This window comes from Pedobacter sp. KBS0701 (assembly GCF_005938645.2).
Classification (GTDB): domain Bacteria; phylum Bacteroidota; class Bacteroidia; order Sphingobacteriales; family Sphingobacteriaceae; genus Pedobacter.
The window spans coordinates 6081609-6101583 of record NZ_CP042171.1 but is presented as its reverse complement, the minus strand read 5'-3'; the positions used below and the strand labels follow the sequence as shown (position 1 = coordinate 6101583).

Below are 19975 nucleotides of genomic sequence, written 5' to 3'. Positions count from 1 at the left end.
ATTTAGTAAGATGAAAAAAATAGAAAAAATAATCACATTGGCCATCCTTGTGCTCTCTAGTTTGACAATAACAGCGCAGGAAAAAACACCCACAACATTATTTATCGGAGATAAGGCCCCAGAATTATATTATGGGGCATGGATCAAAGGAACTCCAATCAAAGAATTCAAAAGCGGACACCTGTATATTTACGAATTCTGGGCAACCTGGTGCGGTCCCTGTATTGCCTCTATGCCACACCTGTCTGAAGTTGCCAGAACAAAAGCCAAGGATGTAACCATTGTGGCTGTAGATATTTGGGAAGATAAAACTGGAAAGATGACCTACGATGACATCTATGCAAAAGTGAGTAAGTTTACCAAAGGCATGGGTAAAAACATGGATTTTAACGTAATTACAGATACCAAAGACCAATTAATGGCAAAAAACTGGATGACCGCTGCAGGCCAGGCTGGTTTACCTACCTCCATGATGGTAAAAGATGGCGTCATTCAATGGATGGGCCACCCGGTTAACTTAGATTCGATTATCACCGTAGTCATGGATGGCAAGTATGATGTTACGGCAATGCGCAAAAAAGCAATAGACCAGGCCAATAGAACACCAACGGCAGATGAAATAGCTATGACGAATGCTACAAAATTAATTGATGATGCAATTAAAGCTAAACAATATGATAGAGCATCTCAACTAACAGATTCTATCACTGCAACAATGCCACAAAATAAAGGGGTTGTTTTAAACTGGAACAAGTTTATGATGCTCCTGGACCATGTCGGAGAAAAGGAAGCAATGGATTTCGTCAAAAAATGGCAGGCCACCAACCCTGGATTTAGGGGTTCAGTTGGCGCTGCGATTGTCCATAAACCCAACTTATCAAAAGAAAGCTATCTGTATGCAATAGACATTCTGAGATCAATGATAGACAATCCGCAACCAGGCTCTCTGATGTTAAATATGATTGCCATTGGTTATGTGAATATGGGAGACTATAAATCTGCCGCAGTAGCCCAGGAGCAAGCAATTGCCAAGGCAAAAGAATACCTGAAAGAGAAAAAGTTTGTTGGTTTTGTAATGGAAAGTACGGTTACAGAATACGAAGCGAAGCTTGCTGAATATAAAAAACTAATTAAATAATAAATGGCTATCAAATAACCTGATTTTGGTATTTGTGTGGGCAATTTTATTCCCAATACGATGTTTCTGAAAATTAACATTGTGTTATTTTCTTGAACATTAATTATATGAGCCCAAAAAGGGCAAGCGTGCACTTACCGCGCTTGCCCTTTTTAGCTTCTGAGACTAGAAACTTGAAGTTGATTAATAATGTGGCTTTTATGGCTATTCTTCAGGTATTTTAGTATTAACCTGAGTTCGATTTTAATATTCCTTTAAAGGTCTACTGCAGACATTTTTCGTTAATAGCCGTCACCCTGACCTGTAGCGAAGCGGAAAGCTACGAAGTAAACCGAGCCTTAAGCGAGCTCACCGAAGGTAATTCATTTCAATGGTCTTAATAGCTTTTCTTCATCTGATGAGAAAGATGGGGGTATATAAAAGGGGTTACTATCTCGAACGACATAGTAACCCCAAAATACTGTTAATAGACAGCTATATGCTGAATGTTGCCTGGAGCGATGTGAATGAAAATCCTGCTATCAGTGTAAAACCTCCTTTAACTTCATTTCGAGTAACAATCCACCCAGGTTTTTGGCTATTATCTTTCCCGTGGGGTCTATCAGCAGGTTTTGCGGATAAGATCTGACTTTATAAATATCGCTGACTATATTTTTCTTCCCGGTCATATCTCCAAGTTGTGTCCATATACCAACTCCATCTTCCCTGATCGCTTCGATCCATTTTTCCCTGTTGTCGTCGCAAGATACACCGATGATGGTGAAGTTCTTATCTTTAAAATGTATGTAAGCCTTTTTCATAAACACACTTTGCGCCCTGCACGGGCCACACCAGCTTGCCCAAAAATCGAGGAGTACATATTTTCCTTTAAATTCAGATAAGCTAACAAGTTTTCCTGATGTATCCGATTGAGTAAAGTCAACTGATTGACTGCCTGGCAAAAAGTATTCTCTTTCCTCAATGTCTTTGGCCAGCTTCCGACCTATGCTTGTTTTTTTTAATTCGGGATCAAGTTTATCAAAAAAGGACTTGAAAGGTTTGGGCGACATTATAGGTCTATTGTAATCATCAACTGCAAAAAGTGAAACAGGAGAGTGAGGGTTGGCTGACACATAACTGTCAACCATAGCCCGCTCCATCTCGTCTAAAGAGTCTAGCTTTTTGCGTACATTAATAAAGTTACTTACGTCCATTTGCTTCTCAAATGCTTGTGCTTGCATATTGTAAGGCCGCATCTCATAATGTAACTTTTGTAATGACTGAAAATATCTGGTGTATTCCTGTTGGATTTGACTCCCTTTCACAATTGCGGTATTCAGACTTTCCCCGGTTGTACTCAATTTATAGTCAATTGGTTCCAATAAAATCCGGTACATATTTTTCGGATCGTATAATGCCGGTCCAACGGTAGCTTGGGGTAATTTTATCTTAAGTATTGCGACCACAGGCTCTGACACCTCACCTGAAAGTTTAAATTTTCCATTTTCGATTTTTACAGTATCCCTTTTAGGTTTGCCGTTCGCATTAGCATAAGCCATAGTCATCAGTCCTGTTTTGCAAACTTTTGAAACATCACCACTGATGGTAAAAGATCCATTATATTTCGATTGTGCTTTTACCTGGCAACAAATTAGCAGAAAAATAGCGATTATACTTATTTTCATAGTTTATGGATTATTTGTAATATCAGGATTCTGAGCCATTAACTTAAGTGGAAATCTAAGTGTTAATCGCTCTTTCGACAAAGTATAGGTAGACAGTACATTTCCTTGCAAATCGTAAATTTTATGTGTGTAAACATCATTAGCGAAAAGTGGATCAACGGATAACCTTCTCATATCAAACCAGCGGTACCCGAACATGGCGAATTCTCTACGACGCTCATCAATAACAAACCTGATCATATTTTCTTGATTTGAAATGCTCACAACAGCATCTGCTGACGGCATTCTTTTTTTCCGAAGCGTTTCAAGATCATCCTTAGCTCCGGTCAAATCGTTGGTTCTGGCTTTACACTCTGCCCGAAGGAGAAAGTATTCCGGATAGGTTATTCCAAAAGATGGAATCGTACTATACCCGTATCTTCTTACCATGCTCAGCGGAAAGGTTACATTACTTGAGAATGGGGTAGCTCTTTCCGTGAATAATCTTTTCCTTAGGTCATTCCTACCATACAATTTGTATGCTTCCTGCGTTAGCAGGAGTAAATTTGAGTTGGGCATGAACTTGGAATTGTAATTTCTTGCCAGCATACCTTCGTTACTCAGTACCGGGGCCGGGCCATTAGTATACGAATTTGCAGTAGGAGAATATCCCCAGCTACCCCCAGGAACCAACGTTTGGTTATAATCGTAGATTTCTGTGGTCACATTCGTGGGTAGCACAGTTGCAGCCTGATTCAGTTGTGAAAGTGCCTTCCCATATTCGCCCATAAAGACATAGACCTTCGCCAGTAACGTGATCGCAGAGGATTTGTTCATACGCTGCCTCAATAAAGAATTGCGCGGAAGATCTGGAATGCTTTCGGTAAGGTCTTTAATAATAAAATCGTAAACGGCCTGCACGCTGGCTCTACTAAAGGAAGTTGCCGCTGCATCTGCCTCTGTAATAATAGGAAAGCCTGGATCAGACGCTGCTGTTGCCGCATTGTACGGTTTGCCGTAATAGTTGATGAGCATAAAATAGCTCCATGCCCTGGTTGCACGGGCCTCTGCCTGTATCGCTCTTTTTTCGGCTTCTGAGCCCTCGGTAGAGCCCATTACCTCATTGGCAATTTTGTTGAGTAGATATACCTGCGCCGTCAAGGTGGTAAATTCAACTGCATCTTCACTATCGAGATAGATGTCCTTTTCCCAACGAAAGGCATTTTGTACGTTAACTGCCGCCGGACTTAGATAAGTAGAAACTCCGGCGACTTCGTCGCTCAGGGTAATCGGTATGTCGGAGGAAGATGTCGATAGCAGACTTGTAGTATAAAATAAATTGTTATAATCGTTTGTTGTAGTAGCTATAACTTTCCCAATCGGATCAATCTCCAGGAAACTCTTTTTGCAAGAGACAAGTACTATACAAGCTAGTACAATGATGAATTTTTTTTTTAGCATTTTTTCTCTTTTTAATGATTAGAAATCGATATGTGCTCCAACGGAAAATGTATGCTGGTTGGCTACCTGTCCTCGTATACCCAGTAGTGCATTCTGAAATTCCGGATCAATATTGAATTTGTTTGCTTTCCAGAGCGTGATATTACCCGTTTGAACACGCAACGTTATACCTTGCGTTTTAATTCGGCGTAATAACACCTCAGGGAGTTTATAAGAAAGCGTAACATCCCGCAATTTAATATAGGATGCACTGATTACATTTGTATTGCCATATAAATAATAGTTGACATAACGCCTGCTCCCGCTTGTAGTGGCATTACTCACCCAGCCAGGAATATCCGTGAAATTTTCGTCACCCGGCTTCTGCCAGCGTTGCTCAAAATCCGAATGCACATTTGCACCCGTTAGTGATGTACCGTTGGGATACAAGCGGTTGAGGGTATAGGTTCTGTTGAGGTCACGCCTCATCACATGCCCCAGGTTGTAGATAACATTGGCAGAAAGTGAAAGTGACTTATAACTGAAAATGTTGGAAAAACCGCCACTCCATTTGGGTTGGTAAGTGCCCATGAAAACCATATCTTCCGGCTTGGCTACGTTCAACGCTTTAGTTACCGTGCCATTTGCCAATCGGATTTGCGGATCACCCATATTGTCCAGTCCGGCATAATTGTAGGCGAAAAGAGCATAGGCTGCATAACCCTGATAAAAGCCTCCGTAGCCATTGTTATTGATTACTGAATTACCTGTGGTCGAAATGAGGGCTGTTGCCAGGCGGTTTATTTTATTATAGTTATAAGCGATGTTCCATAAGGTGCGCCAGCTAAAGTTCTTGCTGATAACATTTTCGGTAGTCAGGCTCAGTTCAACACCTTTATTCGTCAGGTCGCCCAGGTTGCCCACAATTGTGGTTACACCTGTAAAACCGTTGCTTGGGACATTGCCGAGCAGGTTCTCTGTCTTTTTATGATAAAAATCCAACGCACCATTGATCCTGTTGTTCAGTATCGCGAAATCAACACCAATATTAGTTACTTTCGTTGATTCCCAGGTAAGGCTTCTATTGGCATAACTTGAAATGACATAGGCTATCGATCCGGGAAAGATTGATGACCCTGTTCCTGCTAAAATAATATCTTTGGAGGATGCTGTTCCGGGCGTGGGCGCATTTCCGGTAATTCCATAGGTAGCCCTTAGGTTCAATCGCCCAAGCCAGTCAATGTGTTCCATAAAATGCTCTCCTGAGAGCGACCAGCTTGCGCCTATGCTCCATACCGGTCTGTTCTGAGCCGATTTTTCTACACCGAAAAGATTAGACTCGTCCTGACGCCAGCTGCCATTGACCGTATATTTTTGACGAAAGGTATAAGCTGCGTTTGCGTAAGTTGACCGGAATCGTGTTTCCACCTGCGCAAAGTTAAAATCGTTAGTGGTGTAGAGGCTTTTTGAAGAGTTATTACGCAGGATGGTATTCACTACACCTTTGGATAAAGTGTCGTAATTGAGAGGCATCGTAGTTCCAAGTTGCGGATTAAAACCTCTTTGCGTAATCGATGTACCTCTTGTCAACGCGCTTTGCATTTCGGTACCCAAAATGGCAGATAACTGGTGTTCTGAATTTTTCCAGTTTTTATTATAAGCTAACTGATGACGAATGGTCCAGTTTTCCTGCATATTGTTTCCTGTCGTATATCGTCCGCCTTTTTGTGGCATAAAATAACGGATATTGTTACCGGCTACGCTGCCTGTTGCAAAACTCACCACTTCCTCTCTGGACGCATAAGCTTCCTGTCCTCTGTAGTTGCGGCTGTTGTCGCTGCCTTTTACCAGGCCATAAGTACCTTCCAATTTTAAGCCATCTGAAAGGTTAAGTGCAACACCACCAGTGAGCCTTGCTAACAGGTTGTCTGTAAGCGTATAGCCATACTCTGCCTCATCTAACGGGCTATAGTCTAAACTTATACCACTTCTGGTTTCGTATGCATTCCGTAAAGAATCTGTCCTGAACAACCAGGGCATGTGAATGTTATTGCCCTGAGCATCACGAATTAGCTGGTAAGGTAAAAAAGTGTTATTCGCATTTGGTAAAGGGGTTACTTTACTTCTTGTATTGGTAATATCGGTAATCAGGTACATCCTTATAAAATGCGATGGCCGGTAATCCTGACGGGCATTGATTTTGAATGTGTTGGTGTAAGATCCCGGTTTGCTATTTTGGTTACCCGTATAAGCGAAAGAACCATAGGCACTGTATTTTTCTCCTCCTCCACGGATAGAAACTGTGTGGTTAGTTAATATCTCACTTTGATAGAAGAGATCTTTGATTTGAGCACGATTACTAATTCCTGCGAGACTGTCCAATTTAGCATCTTTAACAGAATTCGAAATCTTTCCACGCGACCAGTCGAACAAAATTTGTTCATGAGGAGGCACACCAGGAGTTCCGGTAGAATTGGAAGTGCTTACTGTTTGCCAGCTTGTAACTGAAGGATCAAACATATCTTTAGCAGCCTGTATGAATTGCTGGCTGTTCAGTAAGGGCATGTTATCCAGATCAGGTTTGCCTAAAAAATTGACGAAACCATCATATTCAATTTTTAATTTGCCGGAACGATCGCCCTGCTTTGTCGTGATTACAATCACTCCGTTTGCGGCCCTGGAACCCCAGATGGATGCGGCTGTAGCATCTTTCAGCACCGTGATATCAGCTACATCATTTGGGTTTACCGAAGCAATATTACTGATGGCAATGCCATCTACAACAATAAGTGGCCCCCGTTCGGTGCCGCTGTAAACGCCACTCGTACCCCCGCTAAGCACACCAATAGAGGTCAATCCACGGACTTGAAAATTGTCTGTGTTTGCGTTGTTGATGGTGAGACCAGGGATTAATCCATCCAAACGTTGTAAGATGTTCATTGTACCAGACCGGTTATTCAAGATCTCCATGTCGGGCTTTGCAAAAGATCCCGCACTCCGCTCCTTCGGCAAGGTTTGGTAACCTGTAGAAACAACCTGCACTTCTGTAAGCTCACCACTTGTTGCCCTAAGTTTGATGAGCTGATAGTCTAAGTTTTCCTTTGCGGTAAAACTAAAAGTTATAAATCCAATAAATGAAACTTCAATACGATCTCCTGATTTGGCACTTATGCTAAAGTTCCCATTTTCTGAGGTTATGACTGATTTGTTCTGCGTAACATTTTTTACGCTTGCGTTAGAAAGCGCCTTACCTGCTGTATCGGTTACTTTACCTGAAATGGTTAAATCAATTGCAAAATTTTTGCGATTTTCCGTTAAAACTTTTTCTTTAATCACGATCATCTTATCCTCGATAGAAAATTCCAGCGCAAGTTTGTCGAGACATGAATTAAGAACAGCCTCCAAAGGTTGATTATAAGCAGAAAGGTTAACCGACTGCTTTTTCATTATGATGTCTCTGTTATAAAGAAAATCGTAGCCAGTCTGCCGGTGAATCTCCCGGAAAATTTTTTCAAGAGATACATTTTTATGATTTAGGGTCACATTTTGTGCAAAACCAGCTGCGCTTACCTGCATCAGTGTGATTAAAATAATAATGGTGGTTAGCCGCATGACACGCCAGAGTTTAGGGAATAGACGATCTGGTCTATCCGTTTCAATGAGATAAAATTTATACATTTGTTTGGTTTGGTTTAGCAGCAGCCCATGTGGTTCGAAGCTCATAGCTGTTGCGGTTTTCGTTGATTTTTATTAACTAATGCCAGACTATTATCAGGGGTGTTTATGCACCCCTGACCTTTTTAGCCCTGGTTTTGCTGTCGTAAAAGTTTTTCCATTCTTTTTTGTTTAAAAGTTATAATCTATTAATTGATATACTTATTTGCTTACAAAAACCTTTCGTCCTTCTATCCTAAAATGCACTTCGCCAGTTTTTGCAATCATTTTTAATACAGTAGAAATATTTCGTGATCTCGATGAGAACCCTCCCAACTGCAGATTTATAGGAGCTGATGGCTCATAGATTACCTCGATGTTATACCACCGCTCAATCTTGCGCATTACTGTACGAAAATTATCACCGCCGAAAATAAATTCCCCATTCTTCCAGTCGATCGCTTCTTCAACATCTGCAGGCGCTACCTGAATGCGACCCGAACTGAGGACAGATTGCTCCCCTGGCCTGAGCACTTTTTGAACAAGATTCGAATTTGAAACCAATACACTTCCCTCCAGCAATGTAGTTGTTGTAGCTGCCTCATCATCATATGAGTTTATATTGAAGTGTGTTCCTAAAACCTGAACCTCCTGTCGCGTAGTTTTCACGATAAAAGGATGCGATCGATCTTTAGCAACTTCAAAATATCCCTCTCCTGTTAAAAACACCTGTCGTTTACCTTTTTCAACGAAACTTACCGGATATTTTAATGAAGATTCTGCATTTAAAAACACAATGGTTCCATCAGGTAAACGCACCTGAGTTTGCTCCCCCCGGGAAGTCGATAAAGTATTGTACCCTGAACTCTTTGAACCATTATCCGTGATCTCATATACAATCTGCCCATCAGGCGTTTTAGAAATCTTTACGCCTGATTGCATGGCAATATTTCCTGACAGTACATCATTAACTAATATCTTTTGCCCATTTGTTAAGGTCAAAGTTGCACCATTGCCCCCTGGCGCAACATCATTTTGGTAAGCTACTTTTTCGGGTAATTGTTTATGATTATTAAAGTAGAAATAACTTCCTGCCATTACTACTATAGCAATGGATGCGGCGGCAACCCATTTAGTAAATAATTTATAGGTTTTTATTTTTTTATCCGGCATTATAATTTCTTCATCAATAAAGTGAAGAATTTTTTCAACCATCGCAGATTTATCCTGCACCGAAAAAGGATTATCCTTTGCATTGAAATTTAACCAATGTAATTCCATTTCCTTTTCAATATTTTCTTTATTAGCAGCTATTCTGACCAAAGAAAATAGTTCTTCCCGCTCTTGCTGATTAGCTGTTTTATCGAAATATTTCTTAAAGAGAATATTTAACCTTACATCCTGCATAATAATGGATTTATAGTCATTTCACACTAAAGACAAAAGACCAGGAAAAAAGGGGTAGTGATTTATGAAAAAATTAACCGAATGTTAACAAATTACTAAAGAACTCATTAAAATCATCAATGTAACGATGTCTATTTTAGAATCGAGGTCTTTCTTAATGAAATTAACAGCATATTGAATGTGCTTTTTTACTGTTTCAGAAGAAATATTTAATTTTTTAGCAATTTCTTCATGCTTTAGCCTTTCGTGGCGACTGAGAAGATAAACTCTTTTAGCTTGTTCCGGAAGTTTATCAATAGAATGATCAATTAAAGCCCGATAATGGTCAACTTGTACAATCTCTTCTTGAATATCGAAACCCTTGTTAACGTGTTGTTCGATTGGCAAATTAAAATTACGTTCAACAGCAATTTTCTTTAACTGGTTATATGTTTGGTTTCTACAAATTATGAACAGGTAATTACTGAAGCTTTTGATACCTGCAAGTGTTTCCCTTCGGAGCCAAATTTTGATGAAGGCATCCTGGACAATCTCCTGCGTTACAGCCTTGGATTCAGTAATTTTATATACAAATTCTCCCAATGCACCGTAGTACCCTTCAAAAAGCTCCGTAAAGGCACGCTCATCCCCCTCAGCTATCTTAGCCAACAGTTCCTGCTCATTAAAAAGGGGTTTTAGTGCCAAAACTTTGTTCAAAGCCAATTTACGAATAAACTGACATCAATTATAGACATATTTTTCTATATATGACAATGGCGGTTCAATTTGGATCTATTTACTGTTAGATCCTTGTGTTTATGCAATGGGTCAGACTTGTTCGTATGAAAATTGAATTTATCGATCTAGTACACTAGTTTGTAACTCCCCCTTTAAAGGCCCCAACTTTTCTGCTTGATCCGGAAAATCTTTGCTCCTCTGCCGGGCTCCCTTCTTCTGCGCTCAAGATAAACTTCTCGCCCAGCCCTAAACACAAAAAACTCACAACTTTCGTCGTGGGTAACCAGCGACCCTCTGATTAGCTGATAGCAAATAGCCACATCGATGGGCTTACCAAATAATTGAGGAGGATTCTAAATATTGATGGAACAACAAATAGATCTTTCAAATTCATCTTACCTGAGCTCGACTGATTATAATTCACCACTTATAAATGGTCTTATTTTATTCTTGTTTGTTTCAGATAAGCTATTGTAAAATGCTATCATGGTGGATTTAATATGGGATATTTTAACTACTCTGATAATCTGAGGGGCATTTTCCTTGTCGCTTCCTCTAACCATGATACCCAATAATTGCCCATCTGCATTAAATACGCCTCCTCCACTCATCCCTGCTATTGCCTGCGCTTCTATTAAAAATTCGGCACTCGAATTATACGGTATATCTCCTTCGGTGTCTCCGGCAATCTTCAGTTTTTGGATGGTTTGCGTAGCTTCTGTATCGGATAATATTTTTCCATAAGCTACTGCTCCGTTAGGATAGTTGATATCATCCTGAGGATAACCAACTGCAATGACTTTTTCGCCTGCCACAGCGGCATTCCATGTTGGGGTTGCTTTTGTCCTATGCTCGGGATCGTATAACTGCAATGGTTCAGACGTTTTAACAAGTTCAGGGTATTTAGGAAAAGGACCTTGCGGAGTTCGTTGATTATCAATTATTCCTAGATAAAAATCTTCTGCCGGCAGTATGGTCGTATTAGTGGCACCGGAAGAAATATCGAAATGAATAAGGGGGAAATCTGCCACCAGTGTATTACCTAAATCGATACCTCCATTATTCGGAGGAATTTGAGATAATTCAAAAATGCCCGTGTTTTCGGACGATAAGTCAAAGAATTTGGCGTTTCGGGAATTCCATCCGGATATGTTATAAACATGGTTGGCGCTTATATAAAGTCCCAAACCATAATCGTTTTTTCTACTCCAAATTGTTTTTGATCCGTGGCCACGTCTTCCAACGCTTCCCCGTACCTTATTTAGTAGGTTGATCAGATTTTGATCATTTCCGTTCAAAATATCTTCAATTTTCGGAACGGTTTGCTCGCTTTTTGGAACAACTGGGTTATTTCGTTTACATGATTGGACGGCTATTCCAACACTTATTAATAAAACTGTCAATACTGTTTTTGCCTGCATATTATTTGAGCTTAGAAAATGTAAATATTTAATATCATTGAACATTAATTGCCGCCTCTCTTTCTTGTGGATTTTTAAATAACCATTAAGCATTAAAAGGACATGTACCACTTGTTATTTACAATAAATACGGTTCGATAGCTTAAAACGCTACATGTCACTTCAATCTTTTCACTATAAGAAAAACCATAGGTAGAAGATGATTTTTAAATCATTTTGATCCGACTAAAATTTAGGGATTTTAAATGAAAAGCGATATGCCTGTTTTAGTCTGATAAGTATGTGTAAGGCGTTTTCGTTCAGGACCGATTTGTTCTTTTATACCGATCAAGTCTCGCAGGGATTTTGGCGCTTAGGCGGTACACAGGACCGCCTATCTGAGCTGCATTAGATAACAAGTTACAATTGGTTGTTCTTCAGATTCCTCCAATTTCAATTTAGCTTCTTTAGCCTGCTCCTCTTTATGCTTAGCTGTGCCGCTATCAAAATCTCTTAATATATACTAGTTATCTCAAAAAAATTCGCTATCTTAATAAACTCCAACAAACTATTATGGCATCGTTAACCAAAACCAACCATAATGGAAAATCAAATAACCAAATCTCTTACCACCAACAAGGTAATCGAAGACCTCAAAGTCAAAGGCATTAATCTATCAGAAGAGGAAGCAGAAAGTATACCGAATTAATTTATTTCTTTTCAGAACAGGCGTTTAAACTCTACAATGCTAGCAAAACTTGTATTCCTATCGAATTTACCAACATCGAACCAAAAAAAGCCGACAATGCAGATTATAACTTATCCGCTAAGAAGGTGTTAGCAAAGCAAGTTTGAAAATTTTAAAGGCTTTGCACAGTATGGGAGGTATTGTGGAATAGTTCAAAAAAGGGCTCGCGATAATTTTTCCGTAAGTACATGGTCTGATCAATGACCATATATCCCCTGTCTTTTCTTAGGTATAAAGGATTGACCCTTAATTCGCTCAGGGTAATGGTTTCTCCTAGTTTTTGATTAATGGTCTGCCTGACTAAGTGCTGTTGGTTAACGTTTGCAGATGGATTTATATAGACAAGCCTTCTTAGCATTGCATGCGCATCATCCATATAAGTGCTTTTATTTTAATCAACTATTTAAAATTTGCCTCAAAAAATCTTCTCTATAATACTCTCCTATTGGTATTATAGTATTGTTGACTACAATATAATCTTTATGTATCTGTTCAACTTTGCTAATAGCGACAATATAAGATTTATGTATCCTTACAAAAGACTTGGTTGGTAGAATATCCATTAGTCCCTTCATTGTCTGGAATTTTACTACTATCGAAATGGAGAAGTACATAATCCCTTAATCCTTGGGCATAAAGAATTTCATCAAAATTTATGCGATGCATGCGCTGTTCAACCTTTAGATATACGAAATTATCATGTCGTGCGATAGCTTGCTTGGCATCTAGCTTATCTCTCGCCTTTGATATTGCGGCTAAAAATCTACCCAATGTAATTGGTTTTAACATGTAGTCGACAATATTATGTTCAAAGCCAAGTATAGCATATTCACTATATGCACTTGTTACTATGATATTGTAGCGATTATTTATCAGTCTCATTATTTCAATTCCGTCTAACTTTGGCATTTGTATATCAAGGAATATCAGATCAATATCCGAATTCTGACAGTACTCCATAGCTTCCAGAGGATTTGTAGTCGCTAACATGATTGCAGGTCATGGACTTGTTTTATGTGGTCTTCAAGCAAAGCTATAGCCAGTGGTTCGTCATCAACAATCACACACCTGATCATAAATCCATCCTTTCTAATTTAACGACGAGTTCCACTTTATTTTACTTATGCCAAACCGCAGGTTTAACTATCCGGCATAATTTATCCTGCTTTTTTTATCGGTCTCCAGGTTAATCGGAGCTACCTCATATTTTAAATTCCATTCTTTGATGTGTTCTAATATCGGCAGAAATGCCAGGCCCTTTTCAGACAACTTATACTCTACTCTTGGCGGCAGTTCCTTATAGGCTAGTCTTTCCAATAGTCCATCTTCTTCCAGCTCTTTGAGTTGTTCGGTTAATACTTTTCTGGAAATCAGGGGTATGATGGTATCGAGCTGACCAAAACGAACCGTACGGTTGCCGATGACGTTGATAATTATCGGCTTCCATTTATTTCCAACAGTGCCGATAGCCCTCGTAAACGGGCAATTCGAATTGCAAAATCTTTCGTCTTTCATATCATTTAAAAATTGTGGTTACCTGTTCGTAACCAGTATGTACGCCATTAGTTACAAATATAAACTATTGATAGTACCTTTGAGAAACAAATATAAAAAAAGAAACAATGAGTAGATTAAAAAATAAAGTGGCCCTGATCACTGGCGGTAACAGCGGTATCGGATTGGGTATTGCTGAAGCATTTAAAAACGAAGGTGCGAAAGGTGTTATCGTCGGCAGGAACGAGGAAACACTAGCGAGTGCCGCGGTAGTATTGGGCGATGATTTTATCGCTATTAATGGTGACGTAACCAATTTGGCCGACCTGGAAAGGGTGTTTGCGGCAGCCGCTGAAAAATTTGGTAAAATAGACGTGATCGTAGCTAACGCCGGTGGCGGCGCTGTAGGAACAGTAGCAACGACCAGCGAAGCCGACTTTGACCAGGCTATTGACCTGAACCTGAAAAGTGTTTACTTCACGGTGCAAAAGGCACTGCCCTATATGAATGATGGTGGCTCCATTATTTTGATCGGTTCAAATGCCGCACATCGGGCCTACGCCAATTTTACGCTGTATGGGGCTGCCAAAGCGGCGGTGATCTTTTTAGCCAAAGCCTTTTCAAGCGACCTGTTAGACCGCAAGATCAGGGCAAATGTCATCACGCCAGGTACCACAGATACCCCGGCATTTGACAAATTTGTTCCCGCAGAACAAATGGAAGCGGTAAAAAAACACTTTGCAGATCAAATGCCGATAGGCAGGATCGGGCAACCTTCCGACATTGCTAAAACTGCGGTCTTTCTGGCCTCTGATGATTCTTCTTTTATGTTGGGTGCCGAACTCCTGGTAGATGGAGGTATGACCTATTTATCCAAATAATTAAAAGTTATCAAAATGAGTAATTCAGCAAAAAAAGCAGCAAGCTATGCTATTATCGGCTTCGGCCAAATCGGTAAGGCCCTGGCCAGGGCATTCGCCCGCAAGGGTATCAAAGTATCCGTTGCCACCACTCGCGACCCGGGAAGCTTTGCAGCCGATGCGACCGCTATAGGCCGGGAGATCGATCCGACAATATTAGCGGAAGCCGTCAAGGCCGACGTTATCTTTTTGGCTGTGCGTTTCGAATCGCACCACGAAGTCGCAAAGGCACTGCCCAACTGGGAAGGCAAAACCATTGTTGACGTTACCAATGCCTACGGCGTAGCTCCTGAGCAGTTGGGTGGACTGCCTTCTGCCCAATTCGTGGCGCAGGCCTTCACTGGTGGCAAACTGGTTAAAGGCTTCAATCATTTGATCGCCGCTATTCTTGACCAGGATCCGGCCGTACAGGGTGGCAGTAGAGTCGTGTTCCTGACGAGCGACGATGAGGCCGCCACCGCAGAGATCTCTGCGCTCGCCGAAAAACTCGGTTTCGCGCCGGTAAATCTGGGTGGGCTTTCGGAGGGCGGACTGCTGGTGCAGGCTCAAGGAAAGAACTGGGGTAAACTCATCTTTCAGGACCTGGTAAAGTTCAAATCTTAAATCATATTAACCATGAATATATTAACAAACAAAGTAGCCGTAATTACGGGTGCTTCCAAAGGAATTGGCGCAGCCATCGCCAAACACTTTGCGGCGGCAGGCGCAAAGGTGGTGGTTAATTATGCTTCCAGTAAAGAGGCCGCGGATCAAGTGGTGAAAGCCATCACCGATAAGGGCGGCACTGCCATTACTGTACAGGCCGATGTATCAAAAGAAGCAGATGTAAACAGGTTGTTTGAAGAAACCAATTCGGCATTCGGCGGCTTGGATATATTAGTCAATAACGTTGTTTATCAGGGATACGCTCCTATAGAATTGATTTCAGGAGAAACTTTTCATAATAGTTTCAATGTGAATGTGCTGGGCCCGATATTGACCATTCAGGCAGCGTTGAAATTATTTGGAGATAAAGGAGGCAATATTATTAATATCAGTTCGGGCGCCAGCAAAATGCCGCTTCCGGGTGCTTCTTTGTACTCGGCCACTAAAGCGGCATTAGATGCCATCACGATCGCTTTGTCGAAAGAACTGGGTGCACAAAACGTTCGCATCAATTCGATTTTGCCGGGCGCTACGGAAACCGAAGGTGCGACTGCAGCGGGGGTGACCGCCGGCAGCGACTACGAAAAAATGTTTATCGCCAATACGCCGCTTGGCCGCAGGGGCCGGCCCGAAGATATAGCCAAAGCTGCGGTATTTCTGGCTTCCGATGATGCCGCCTGGATAACGGGAGAACAAATTTCCGTGTCAGGTGGTATGTATGGTTTTTAAAAGGTGGTGCGACGGAGTTATTGTTAACCGTGACTCGCCAGCCAGATACTGATCGTTGCTTTCAAATCCCTGCTTCCAGAAGAAACAGGGATTTTGTTGCTTCTCTTCTTCATAGAGTTTAGGCCTGTTAGAATCATATTGGCTGATTTCAATAAGGAAGATCTGTCCAATTTCCTCTTTAGTCAAATCATTGAGTGCTTTCTTTTTTATTTTTTGAAGTGGCTTAAATAAATTATTTAAGATAACTCAGTTATACCATAATTTTCAACACAGAATTATACAGACGTTATGGTTTAATTCAATTCAACATAAAACATTTAATTTGACCTATTATTAAACAGTTGAATAATGATAGTGATTACAACATCATATCTAACTTTTCCAGTATTGCCTTATATGGTTGGTTTTCTTCTAATTCCCAGCTACAAAAGTAGTTTCGTCAACTCCTAAAATTTTTCCCAGTTTTTTTTGCTAAGCCCACGTTTCAATAGGCTTTTGGCAGTGTTACTACCGATTGCGTCGAAAAGGGCTTAAATGGAATCATAAAAGGATTTATAGGATTTATCCTCAATGAAGCTTAATATCCGCCGCAGGGCAAAGAAGAGGCTGCCAGAAAGAGTTAAAAAACCCCTGTTCGTGCCAGGAACAGTAAATGAGGTATGGTCCATGGATTTTATGAATGATGCGCTCTGGAATGGAAGGAAATTTAAGTTGCTGAACATCGCAGACGATTACAATAGAGATATGCTTGCTATGGAGATAGATTATTCACTTCCGGCATTGCGAGTTATAAGAGCCTTGGATGACCTAAAACAATATAGGGAGCTTCCAAAAAAAATAAGAATGGATAATGGGCCTGAGTTCATCTCACATAAGCGGAATGAATGGGCAAAGGAAAACGATGTTGAACTGGTTTTATCCAGCCAGGAGAGCCAACACAGAACGCATATATAGAAAGATTGAATGCAAGTATCAGAAGAGAATTGTTAAATGCCTACATATTTCACTCCCTGGATGATGTAAGGCAGAAAGTAGAGGAATGGATGGTGGATTACAATTACCATCGACCACACCAGGCATTGAACTTCAAATCTCCAGTAGATTTATTGCAGGAAATTTGAGGACAAAATTATACTTTTGAATGGTCTGAAAAACAGGGAAGCTTACAATAGCCCGGGCTACTTGCTGGGGCAACTGACTATGCTTTGGCAACGAAAACAAAAAAAGGTACTAGACCCATTGGACTTAACTCAGATACAGTTTGTTTTGTTAGCAGCGTTAGGATGGCTTTCAAAGAGCAGCAACGCAGTTACCCAGGTTGATATTGCCAACCAGAGTAATGCTGATAGAATGATGGTTTCTAAAGTATTGCGTATGTTATAGGAAAAGGGCTTTTTAACAAGACAGGAACACGAAACAGACACAAGAGCAAAAATAATAAGACTGACAAAAAAAGGAGAAGCTGTTTTACAAAAAGCCATAATTGCCATAGAAAATGCAGACATAGATTTTTTTGCTATACATGACATTGGACTTAATGAATTTAATTCTACAATGACAAGCTTGATAAGCAAAAACAAGGATTGAGTAGGTCCGCGGTATTCCGCCTTCGATCTTTCTGTATTCATTTGTCAAACTTCGCTTTGAGCATAAGATTACGATCTAAAATCTTTGGTTTTTAAGATATAATATGTTGCCAGATCTATTGACGAAAATCGGCTGTAACCAGCCTGCCGCAGCAGGGTAACCAATTGCCCGCGATGATACGTTGAATGGTTAACAATATGAGCAAATGTTTGATAATAGGGCATTTGTCCGATATTGCCGTTCGGATAGATAAAACTAACTGATCGCATAAAATCCTCCTCCAGATGGCTGTTTATATAATGCTCCAATCCTATAGAAGCTGCTTTCCAGATGTCCATTAATTCGGTTTTGGTACCATTGAAATTGGCCGACAAGTAAACCGGATCTGGTGCCCCGGTCCAGAAGTCTATCCAGATCTTTTCCGCGCTGGCTATGTGCACAGCGGTTTGTCTGATACTGGAAAAGCTGCTGACATTAACCTGTTCCCATTGCTCATCAGTGATCTGGCTCAGCCAGTCCATTGCCTTTTCATCTGCCCAGCTATTATAAGCCGCCAGATCAGTAAAATATTGTTTCAACATAGTATTTGTGTTTAGGACCGCGCTAAAGTAGCAAGGAGTTCTGGTAATGTAGTAATGCCCCAGTGTTCAATGTATCTGCCGTCTTTTACCCTCACTATGTCCATTATCCCGATGCTAATCACGCGTCCGGTCGCAGGCGCTCCTAATAATTGTCCCGTATGCATACCGCTGATGGTTTTGCGGGTAGTGACCATATCGCCTTCGGCTATCTGGTCATGGATAATCACCTTCATGTCGGGTATGGCTGGACGCAATATTTCGTTAAAGAAATAAATCATTCCCTGCGGGCCGTTGTCCATTTCAGCCGGTGCTGATTGGTTAATAAAATCAGGGTCCATAAGGGTGTTAAAACTGTCTACATTTCCCTGTTCGATCACTTCCTTATTAAAGCGACGCACTACTGCTTTGTTGTTTTCGATCATCGTTTTCATATATTCATATATTGATGATACAAAGGTACCAGCCAGCTAAGGTTGCGTGTTAAGGCCGGACGTTCAGGAGTTATGGCGCAACGTTCAATTGTTGCTGCTGGTAATCGCTTGGGGTATAACCGAAATGGTTCCGGAAAGCCTCAGAAAAACTGGAATGATTCTGATAACCAACTTTCAGATAAACACCCGATGGGCTTTCTCCTCCGGATCTCAATAATTCGGCAGCCATTTCCAGCTTTCGGTTAAGCAGCCATTTTTGAGGGGTGGTATGATAGATCTCGCTGAACCTTCTTTTAAAGGTGGAAGTGCTCATATGGCAAAGAAAAGCCAGTTCATCTACGGTGATCAGCTGACCGACATGACTTTCCACCACTTTTTTGATCTGCAATTGTTCCCGGTCCTTGGTAAGAATCTGAATAGCCCGGAACCGCTCAGGATCGAAATGTAAAAGATACAAGAGCAACTCTTCCAGTTTGATGGATCTGACCGCTGCCGGTAGTTCGCTTTCCGTAGCCATCAACGCCTGCATAGACACGATAAATTGTTTGATAAAATTATCCTGCTTAAAAGTAAGGAAGGACTTTTTACCGCTTAAAGGAATTACGCTTTGCAGCAAATGGTCATACTTAATCAGGAACTTATTGAACAGTTCGTTGCTGAAATAAAATAGAATGCTGTTAAACTGCTGTCCGCCCGTTAATAGCTCGGATGTGAGTACATTCCCTGCCGATAATACCACCAGTTCACCCGCATTCACCACAGCTGTTGCATCCGGATAAACGACGGTCTTGGTGCCGCTGACCAGCAGGTTGATCATGTTCTGAGTTAAGACGATTCTGTTCTTAACGGAATCCTGTCCGGAGGTGTAGCAACGGATCACTACCTCATCTGCACCCATAGTGGAGCCATTTAATATATCATCCGGTAGATAATAGGTGTTCATAATGTGACTGCCTTTTCATAACGTTCCCGGGAAGCTTTGATCTCGGGCATGTTGGCATTCGCCCAGTCGTATAAATGCATCAGCGGTGTTACGAGGTTTTCACCCAGCCACGCTAAGGCATACTCTACTTTAGGCGGAATCTGTGCATACATCTTCCGCGTTAGCAGTCCGTCGGCTCCCGGCATTTTCAGCGTAACGGTCAGCATTTTTTGCGATATGCCAACGATCAGCTGGTGCAATTCGTTAAAGCGCAGCATACCAAGGTCAGATAACATGATGACCGTAAGCATCGACCATTTATCACCCACACGGTTCAAAACATCTTTTACCGGGCAGTTGTTACGGTCGTTCTCACACCTTATTGAAATTTCTTTCATATCCGCCTCATTTTCAACAACAGTTATTTACAAGTAAGTATCTGACTTTCAAGCCCCGTCTTGTTTTAGAATAATTCACTTATTAGCTTTGACTTACTGAACGTAAGTTAATCAACAAAAG

General features: G+C 41.0%; 21 protein-coding genes. 6 read left to right on the top strand and 15 right to left on the bottom strand.

Annotated features, from left to right (window positions below; all coding sequences use genetic code 11):
* Positions 1-10 precede the first annotated feature (10 nt).
* Entirely contained in the window at positions 11-1138 is a 1128-nt protein-coding gene (locus FFJ24_RS24945) for a TlpA disulfide reductase family protein (RefSeq protein WP_138819794.1), read from the top strand.
* 521 nt (positions 1139-1659) lie between these two features.
* Here the strand turns inward: FFJ24_RS24945 and FFJ24_RS24940 are convergent.
* From FFJ24_RS24940 to FFJ24_RS24895, 10 genes are all read right to left on the bottom strand, one after another.
* On the bottom strand, positions 1660-2802 hold the full coding sequence (locus tag FFJ24_RS24940) for a TlpA disulfide reductase family protein (RefSeq protein ID WP_138819793.1): 1143 nt from the start codon (positions 2800-2802) through the stop codon (positions 1660-1662).
* A gap of 3 nt (positions 2803-2805) precedes the next feature.
* Positions 2806-4242: a RagB/SusD family nutrient uptake outer membrane protein gene (locus FFJ24_RS24935; protein WP_138819792.1), complete on the bottom strand. Its 1437-nt coding sequence runs from the start codon at positions 4240-4242 to the stop codon at positions 2806-2808.
* An 18-nt stretch (positions 4243-4260) separates the two neighbouring features.
* Positions 4261-7944 (bottom strand): SusC/RagA family TonB-linked outer membrane protein, encoded by a 3684-nt coding sequence (locus FFJ24_RS24930; RefSeq protein ID WP_138819791.1) that lies wholly within the window; start codon positions 7942-7944, stop codon positions 4261-4263.
* A 153-nt stretch (positions 7945-8097) separates the two neighbouring features.
* The gene (locus FFJ24_RS24925) at positions 8098-9282 is read right to left on the bottom strand and encodes a FecR domain-containing protein (RefSeq protein ID WP_138819790.1); all 1185 of its coding nucleotides are present in this window, start codon (positions 9280-9282) and stop codon (positions 8098-8100) included.
* A gap of 84 nt (positions 9283-9366) precedes the next feature.
* Positions 9367-9984, bottom strand: coding sequence for an RNA polymerase sigma factor (locus FFJ24_RS24920; protein ID WP_210419429.1), 618 nt, complete (start codon positions 9982-9984; stop codon positions 9367-9369).
* A gap of 428 nt (positions 9985-10412) precedes the next feature.
* Positions 10413-11513, bottom strand: coding sequence for a serine protease (locus FFJ24_RS24915; RefSeq protein WP_138819788.1), 1101 nt, complete (start codon positions 11511-11513; stop codon positions 10413-10415).
* 746 nt (positions 11514-12259) lie between these two features.
* Positions 12260-12523 carry a hypothetical protein gene (locus FFJ24_RS24910; protein ID WP_138819787.1) on the bottom strand — a complete coding sequence of 88 codons (264 nt, stop codon included), beginning with the start codon at positions 12521-12523 and terminating at the stop codon, positions 12260-12262.
* 19 nt (positions 12524-12542) lie between these two features.
* Positions 12543-12710, bottom strand: a complete 168-nt coding sequence (locus FFJ24_RS26850) for a LytTR family transcriptional regulator DNA-binding domain-containing protein (RefSeq protein WP_168202547.1) — start codon at positions 12708-12710, stop codon at positions 12543-12545.
* Complete coding sequence (locus FFJ24_RS24900) at positions 12670-13137, bottom strand: LytTR family DNA-binding domain-containing protein (protein WP_138819785.1); 468 nt, start codon at positions 13135-13137, stop codon at positions 12670-12672. Before FFJ24_RS24900 ends, FFJ24_RS26850 begins: the two co-directional genes overlap by 41 nt.
* 153 nt (positions 13138-13290) lie before the next feature.
* Positions 13291-13662 (bottom strand): helix-turn-helix domain-containing protein, encoded by a 372-nt coding sequence (locus tag FFJ24_RS24895; RefSeq protein WP_138819784.1) that lies wholly within the window; start codon positions 13660-13662, stop codon positions 13291-13293.
* A 107-nt stretch (positions 13663-13769) separates the two neighbouring features.
* Here FFJ24_RS24895 and FFJ24_RS24890 point away from each other — a divergent pair, with 107 nt between their 5' ends.
* The 5 genes from FFJ24_RS24890 to FFJ24_RS26845 all read left to right on the top strand — a co-directional run bounded on the left by FFJ24_RS24890 (position 13770) and on the right by FFJ24_RS26845 (position 17056).
* Positions 13770-14522 (top strand): SDR family NAD(P)-dependent oxidoreductase, encoded by a 753-nt coding sequence (locus FFJ24_RS24890; protein ID WP_138819783.1) that lies wholly within the window; start codon positions 13770-13772, stop codon positions 14520-14522.
* A gap of 15 nt (positions 14523-14537) precedes the next feature.
* The gene (locus FFJ24_RS24885) at positions 14538-15164 is read left to right on the top strand and encodes an NADPH-dependent F420 reductase (protein WP_138819782.1); all 627 of its coding nucleotides are present in this window, start codon (positions 14538-14540) and stop codon (positions 15162-15164) included.
* A gap of 12 nt (positions 15165-15176) precedes the next feature.
* Positions 15177-15935 (top strand): SDR family NAD(P)-dependent oxidoreductase, encoded by a 759-nt coding sequence (locus FFJ24_RS24880; protein WP_138819781.1) that lies wholly within the window; start codon positions 15177-15179, stop codon positions 15933-15935.
* A gap of 570 nt (positions 15936-16505) precedes the next feature.
* Positions 16506-16889 carry a DDE-type integrase/transposase/recombinase gene (locus tag FFJ24_RS24870; protein ID WP_138819780.1) on the top strand — a complete coding sequence of 128 codons (384 nt, stop codon included), beginning with the start codon at positions 16506-16508 and terminating at the stop codon, positions 16887-16889.
* 5 nt (positions 16890-16894) lie between these two features.
* Positions 16895-17056, top strand: coding sequence for an integrase core domain-containing protein (locus FFJ24_RS26845; RefSeq protein ID WP_371716936.1), 162 nt, complete (start codon positions 16895-16897; stop codon positions 17054-17056).
* 129 nt (positions 17057-17185) lie between these two features.
* Here FFJ24_RS26845 and FFJ24_RS26250 read toward each other — a convergent pair whose 3' ends face one another.
* The 5 genes from FFJ24_RS26250 to FFJ24_RS24840 form a co-directional block, all read right to left on the bottom strand.
* Positions 17186-17563: a hypothetical protein gene (locus FFJ24_RS26250; RefSeq protein ID WP_168202546.1), complete on the bottom strand. Its 378-nt coding sequence runs from the start codon at positions 17561-17563 to the stop codon at positions 17186-17188.
* 27 nt (positions 17564-17590) lie between these two features.
* Positions 17591-18103, bottom strand: coding sequence for a DinB family protein (locus tag FFJ24_RS24855; protein ID WP_138819779.1), 513 nt, complete (start codon positions 18101-18103; stop codon positions 17591-17593).
* 11 nt (positions 18104-18114) lie between these two features.
* Positions 18115-18534: an ester cyclase gene (locus tag FFJ24_RS24850; RefSeq protein WP_210419428.1), complete on the bottom strand. Its 420-nt coding sequence runs from the start codon at positions 18532-18534 to the stop codon at positions 18115-18117.
* A 70-nt stretch (positions 18535-18604) separates the two neighbouring features.
* A complete protein-coding gene (locus tag FFJ24_RS24845) occupies positions 18605-19477 on the bottom strand; it encodes an AraC family transcriptional regulator (protein ID WP_138819778.1) in 873 nt (290 codons plus the stop codon).
* Positions 19474-19854, bottom strand: a complete 381-nt coding sequence (locus FFJ24_RS24840; RefSeq protein WP_138819777.1) for a helix-turn-helix domain-containing protein — start codon at positions 19852-19854, stop codon at positions 19474-19476. Before FFJ24_RS24840 ends, FFJ24_RS24845 begins: the two co-directional genes overlap by 4 nt.
* Positions 19855-19975 lie beyond the last annotated feature (121 nt).

What these genes read in the sequence shown, in the direction of transcription:
- FFJ24_RS24945 (WP_138819794.1), top strand. Translation starts at nt 11, where the DNA reads ATGAAAAAAATAGAAAAAATAATCACATTGGCCATCCTTGTGCTCTCT.
- FFJ24_RS24940 (WP_138819793.1), bottom strand. Translation starts at nt 2,802, where the DNA reads ATGAAAATAAGTATAATCGCTATTTTTCTGCTAATTTGTTGCCAGGTA.
- FFJ24_RS24935 (WP_138819792.1), bottom strand. Translation starts at nt 4,242, where the DNA reads ATGCTAAAAAAAAAATTCATCATTGTACTAGCTTGTATAGTACTTGTC.
- FFJ24_RS24930 (WP_138819791.1), bottom strand. Translation starts at nt 7,944, where the DNA reads ATGAGCTTCGAACCACATGGGCTGCTGCTAAACCAAACCAAACAAATG.
- FFJ24_RS24925 (WP_138819790.1), bottom strand. Translation starts at nt 9,282, where the DNA reads ATGCAGGATGTAAGGTTAAATATTCTCTTTAAGAAATATTTCGATAAA.
- FFJ24_RS24915 (WP_138819788.1), bottom strand. Translation starts at nt 11,513, where the DNA reads ATGCTTAATGGTTATTTAAAAATCCACAAGAAAGAGAGGCGGCAATTA.
- FFJ24_RS24910 (WP_138819787.1), bottom strand. Translation starts at nt 12,523, where the DNA reads ATGGATGATGCGCATGCAATGCTAAGAAGGCTTGTCTATATAAATCCA.
- FFJ24_RS26850 (WP_168202547.1), bottom strand. Translation starts at nt 12,710, where the DNA reads ATGGATATTCTACCAACCAAGTCTTTTGTAAGGATACATAAATCTTAT.
- FFJ24_RS24900 (WP_138819785.1), bottom strand. Translation starts at nt 13,137, where the DNA reads ATGTTAGCGACTACAAATCCTCTGGAAGCTATGGAGTACTGTCAGAAT.
- FFJ24_RS24895 (WP_138819784.1), bottom strand. Translation starts at nt 13,662, where the DNA reads ATGAAAGACGAAAGATTTTGCAATTCGAATTGCCCGTTTACGAGGGCT.
- FFJ24_RS24890 (WP_138819783.1), top strand. Translation starts at nt 13,770, where the DNA reads ATGAGTAGATTAAAAAATAAAGTGGCCCTGATCACTGGCGGTAACAGC.
- FFJ24_RS24885 (WP_138819782.1), top strand. Translation starts at nt 14,538, where the DNA reads ATGAGTAATTCAGCAAAAAAAGCAGCAAGCTATGCTATTATCGGCTTC.
- FFJ24_RS24880 (WP_138819781.1), top strand. Translation starts at nt 15,177, where the DNA reads ATGAATATATTAACAAACAAAGTAGCCGTAATTACGGGTGCTTCCAAA.
- FFJ24_RS24870 (WP_138819780.1), top strand. Translation starts at nt 16,506, where the DNA reads ATGAAGCTTAATATCCGCCGCAGGGCAAAGAAGAGGCTGCCAGAAAGA.
- FFJ24_RS26250 (WP_168202546.1), bottom strand. Translation starts at nt 17,563, where the DNA reads ATGAATACAGAAAGATCGAAGGCGGAATACCGCGGACCTACTCAATCC.
- FFJ24_RS24855 (WP_138819779.1), bottom strand. Translation starts at nt 18,103, where the DNA reads ATGTTGAAACAATATTTTACTGATCTGGCGGCTTATAATAGCTGGGCA.
- FFJ24_RS24850 (WP_210419428.1), bottom strand. Translation starts at nt 18,534, where the DNA reads ATGAAAACGATGATCGAAAACAACAAAGCAGTAGTGCGTCGCTTTAAT.
- FFJ24_RS24845 (WP_138819778.1), bottom strand. Translation starts at nt 19,477, where the DNA reads ATGAACACCTATTATCTACCGGATGATATATTAAATGGCTCCACTATG.
- FFJ24_RS24840 (WP_138819777.1), bottom strand. Translation starts at nt 19,854, where the DNA reads ATGAAAGAAATTTCAATAAGGTGTGAGAACGACCGTAACAACTGCCCG.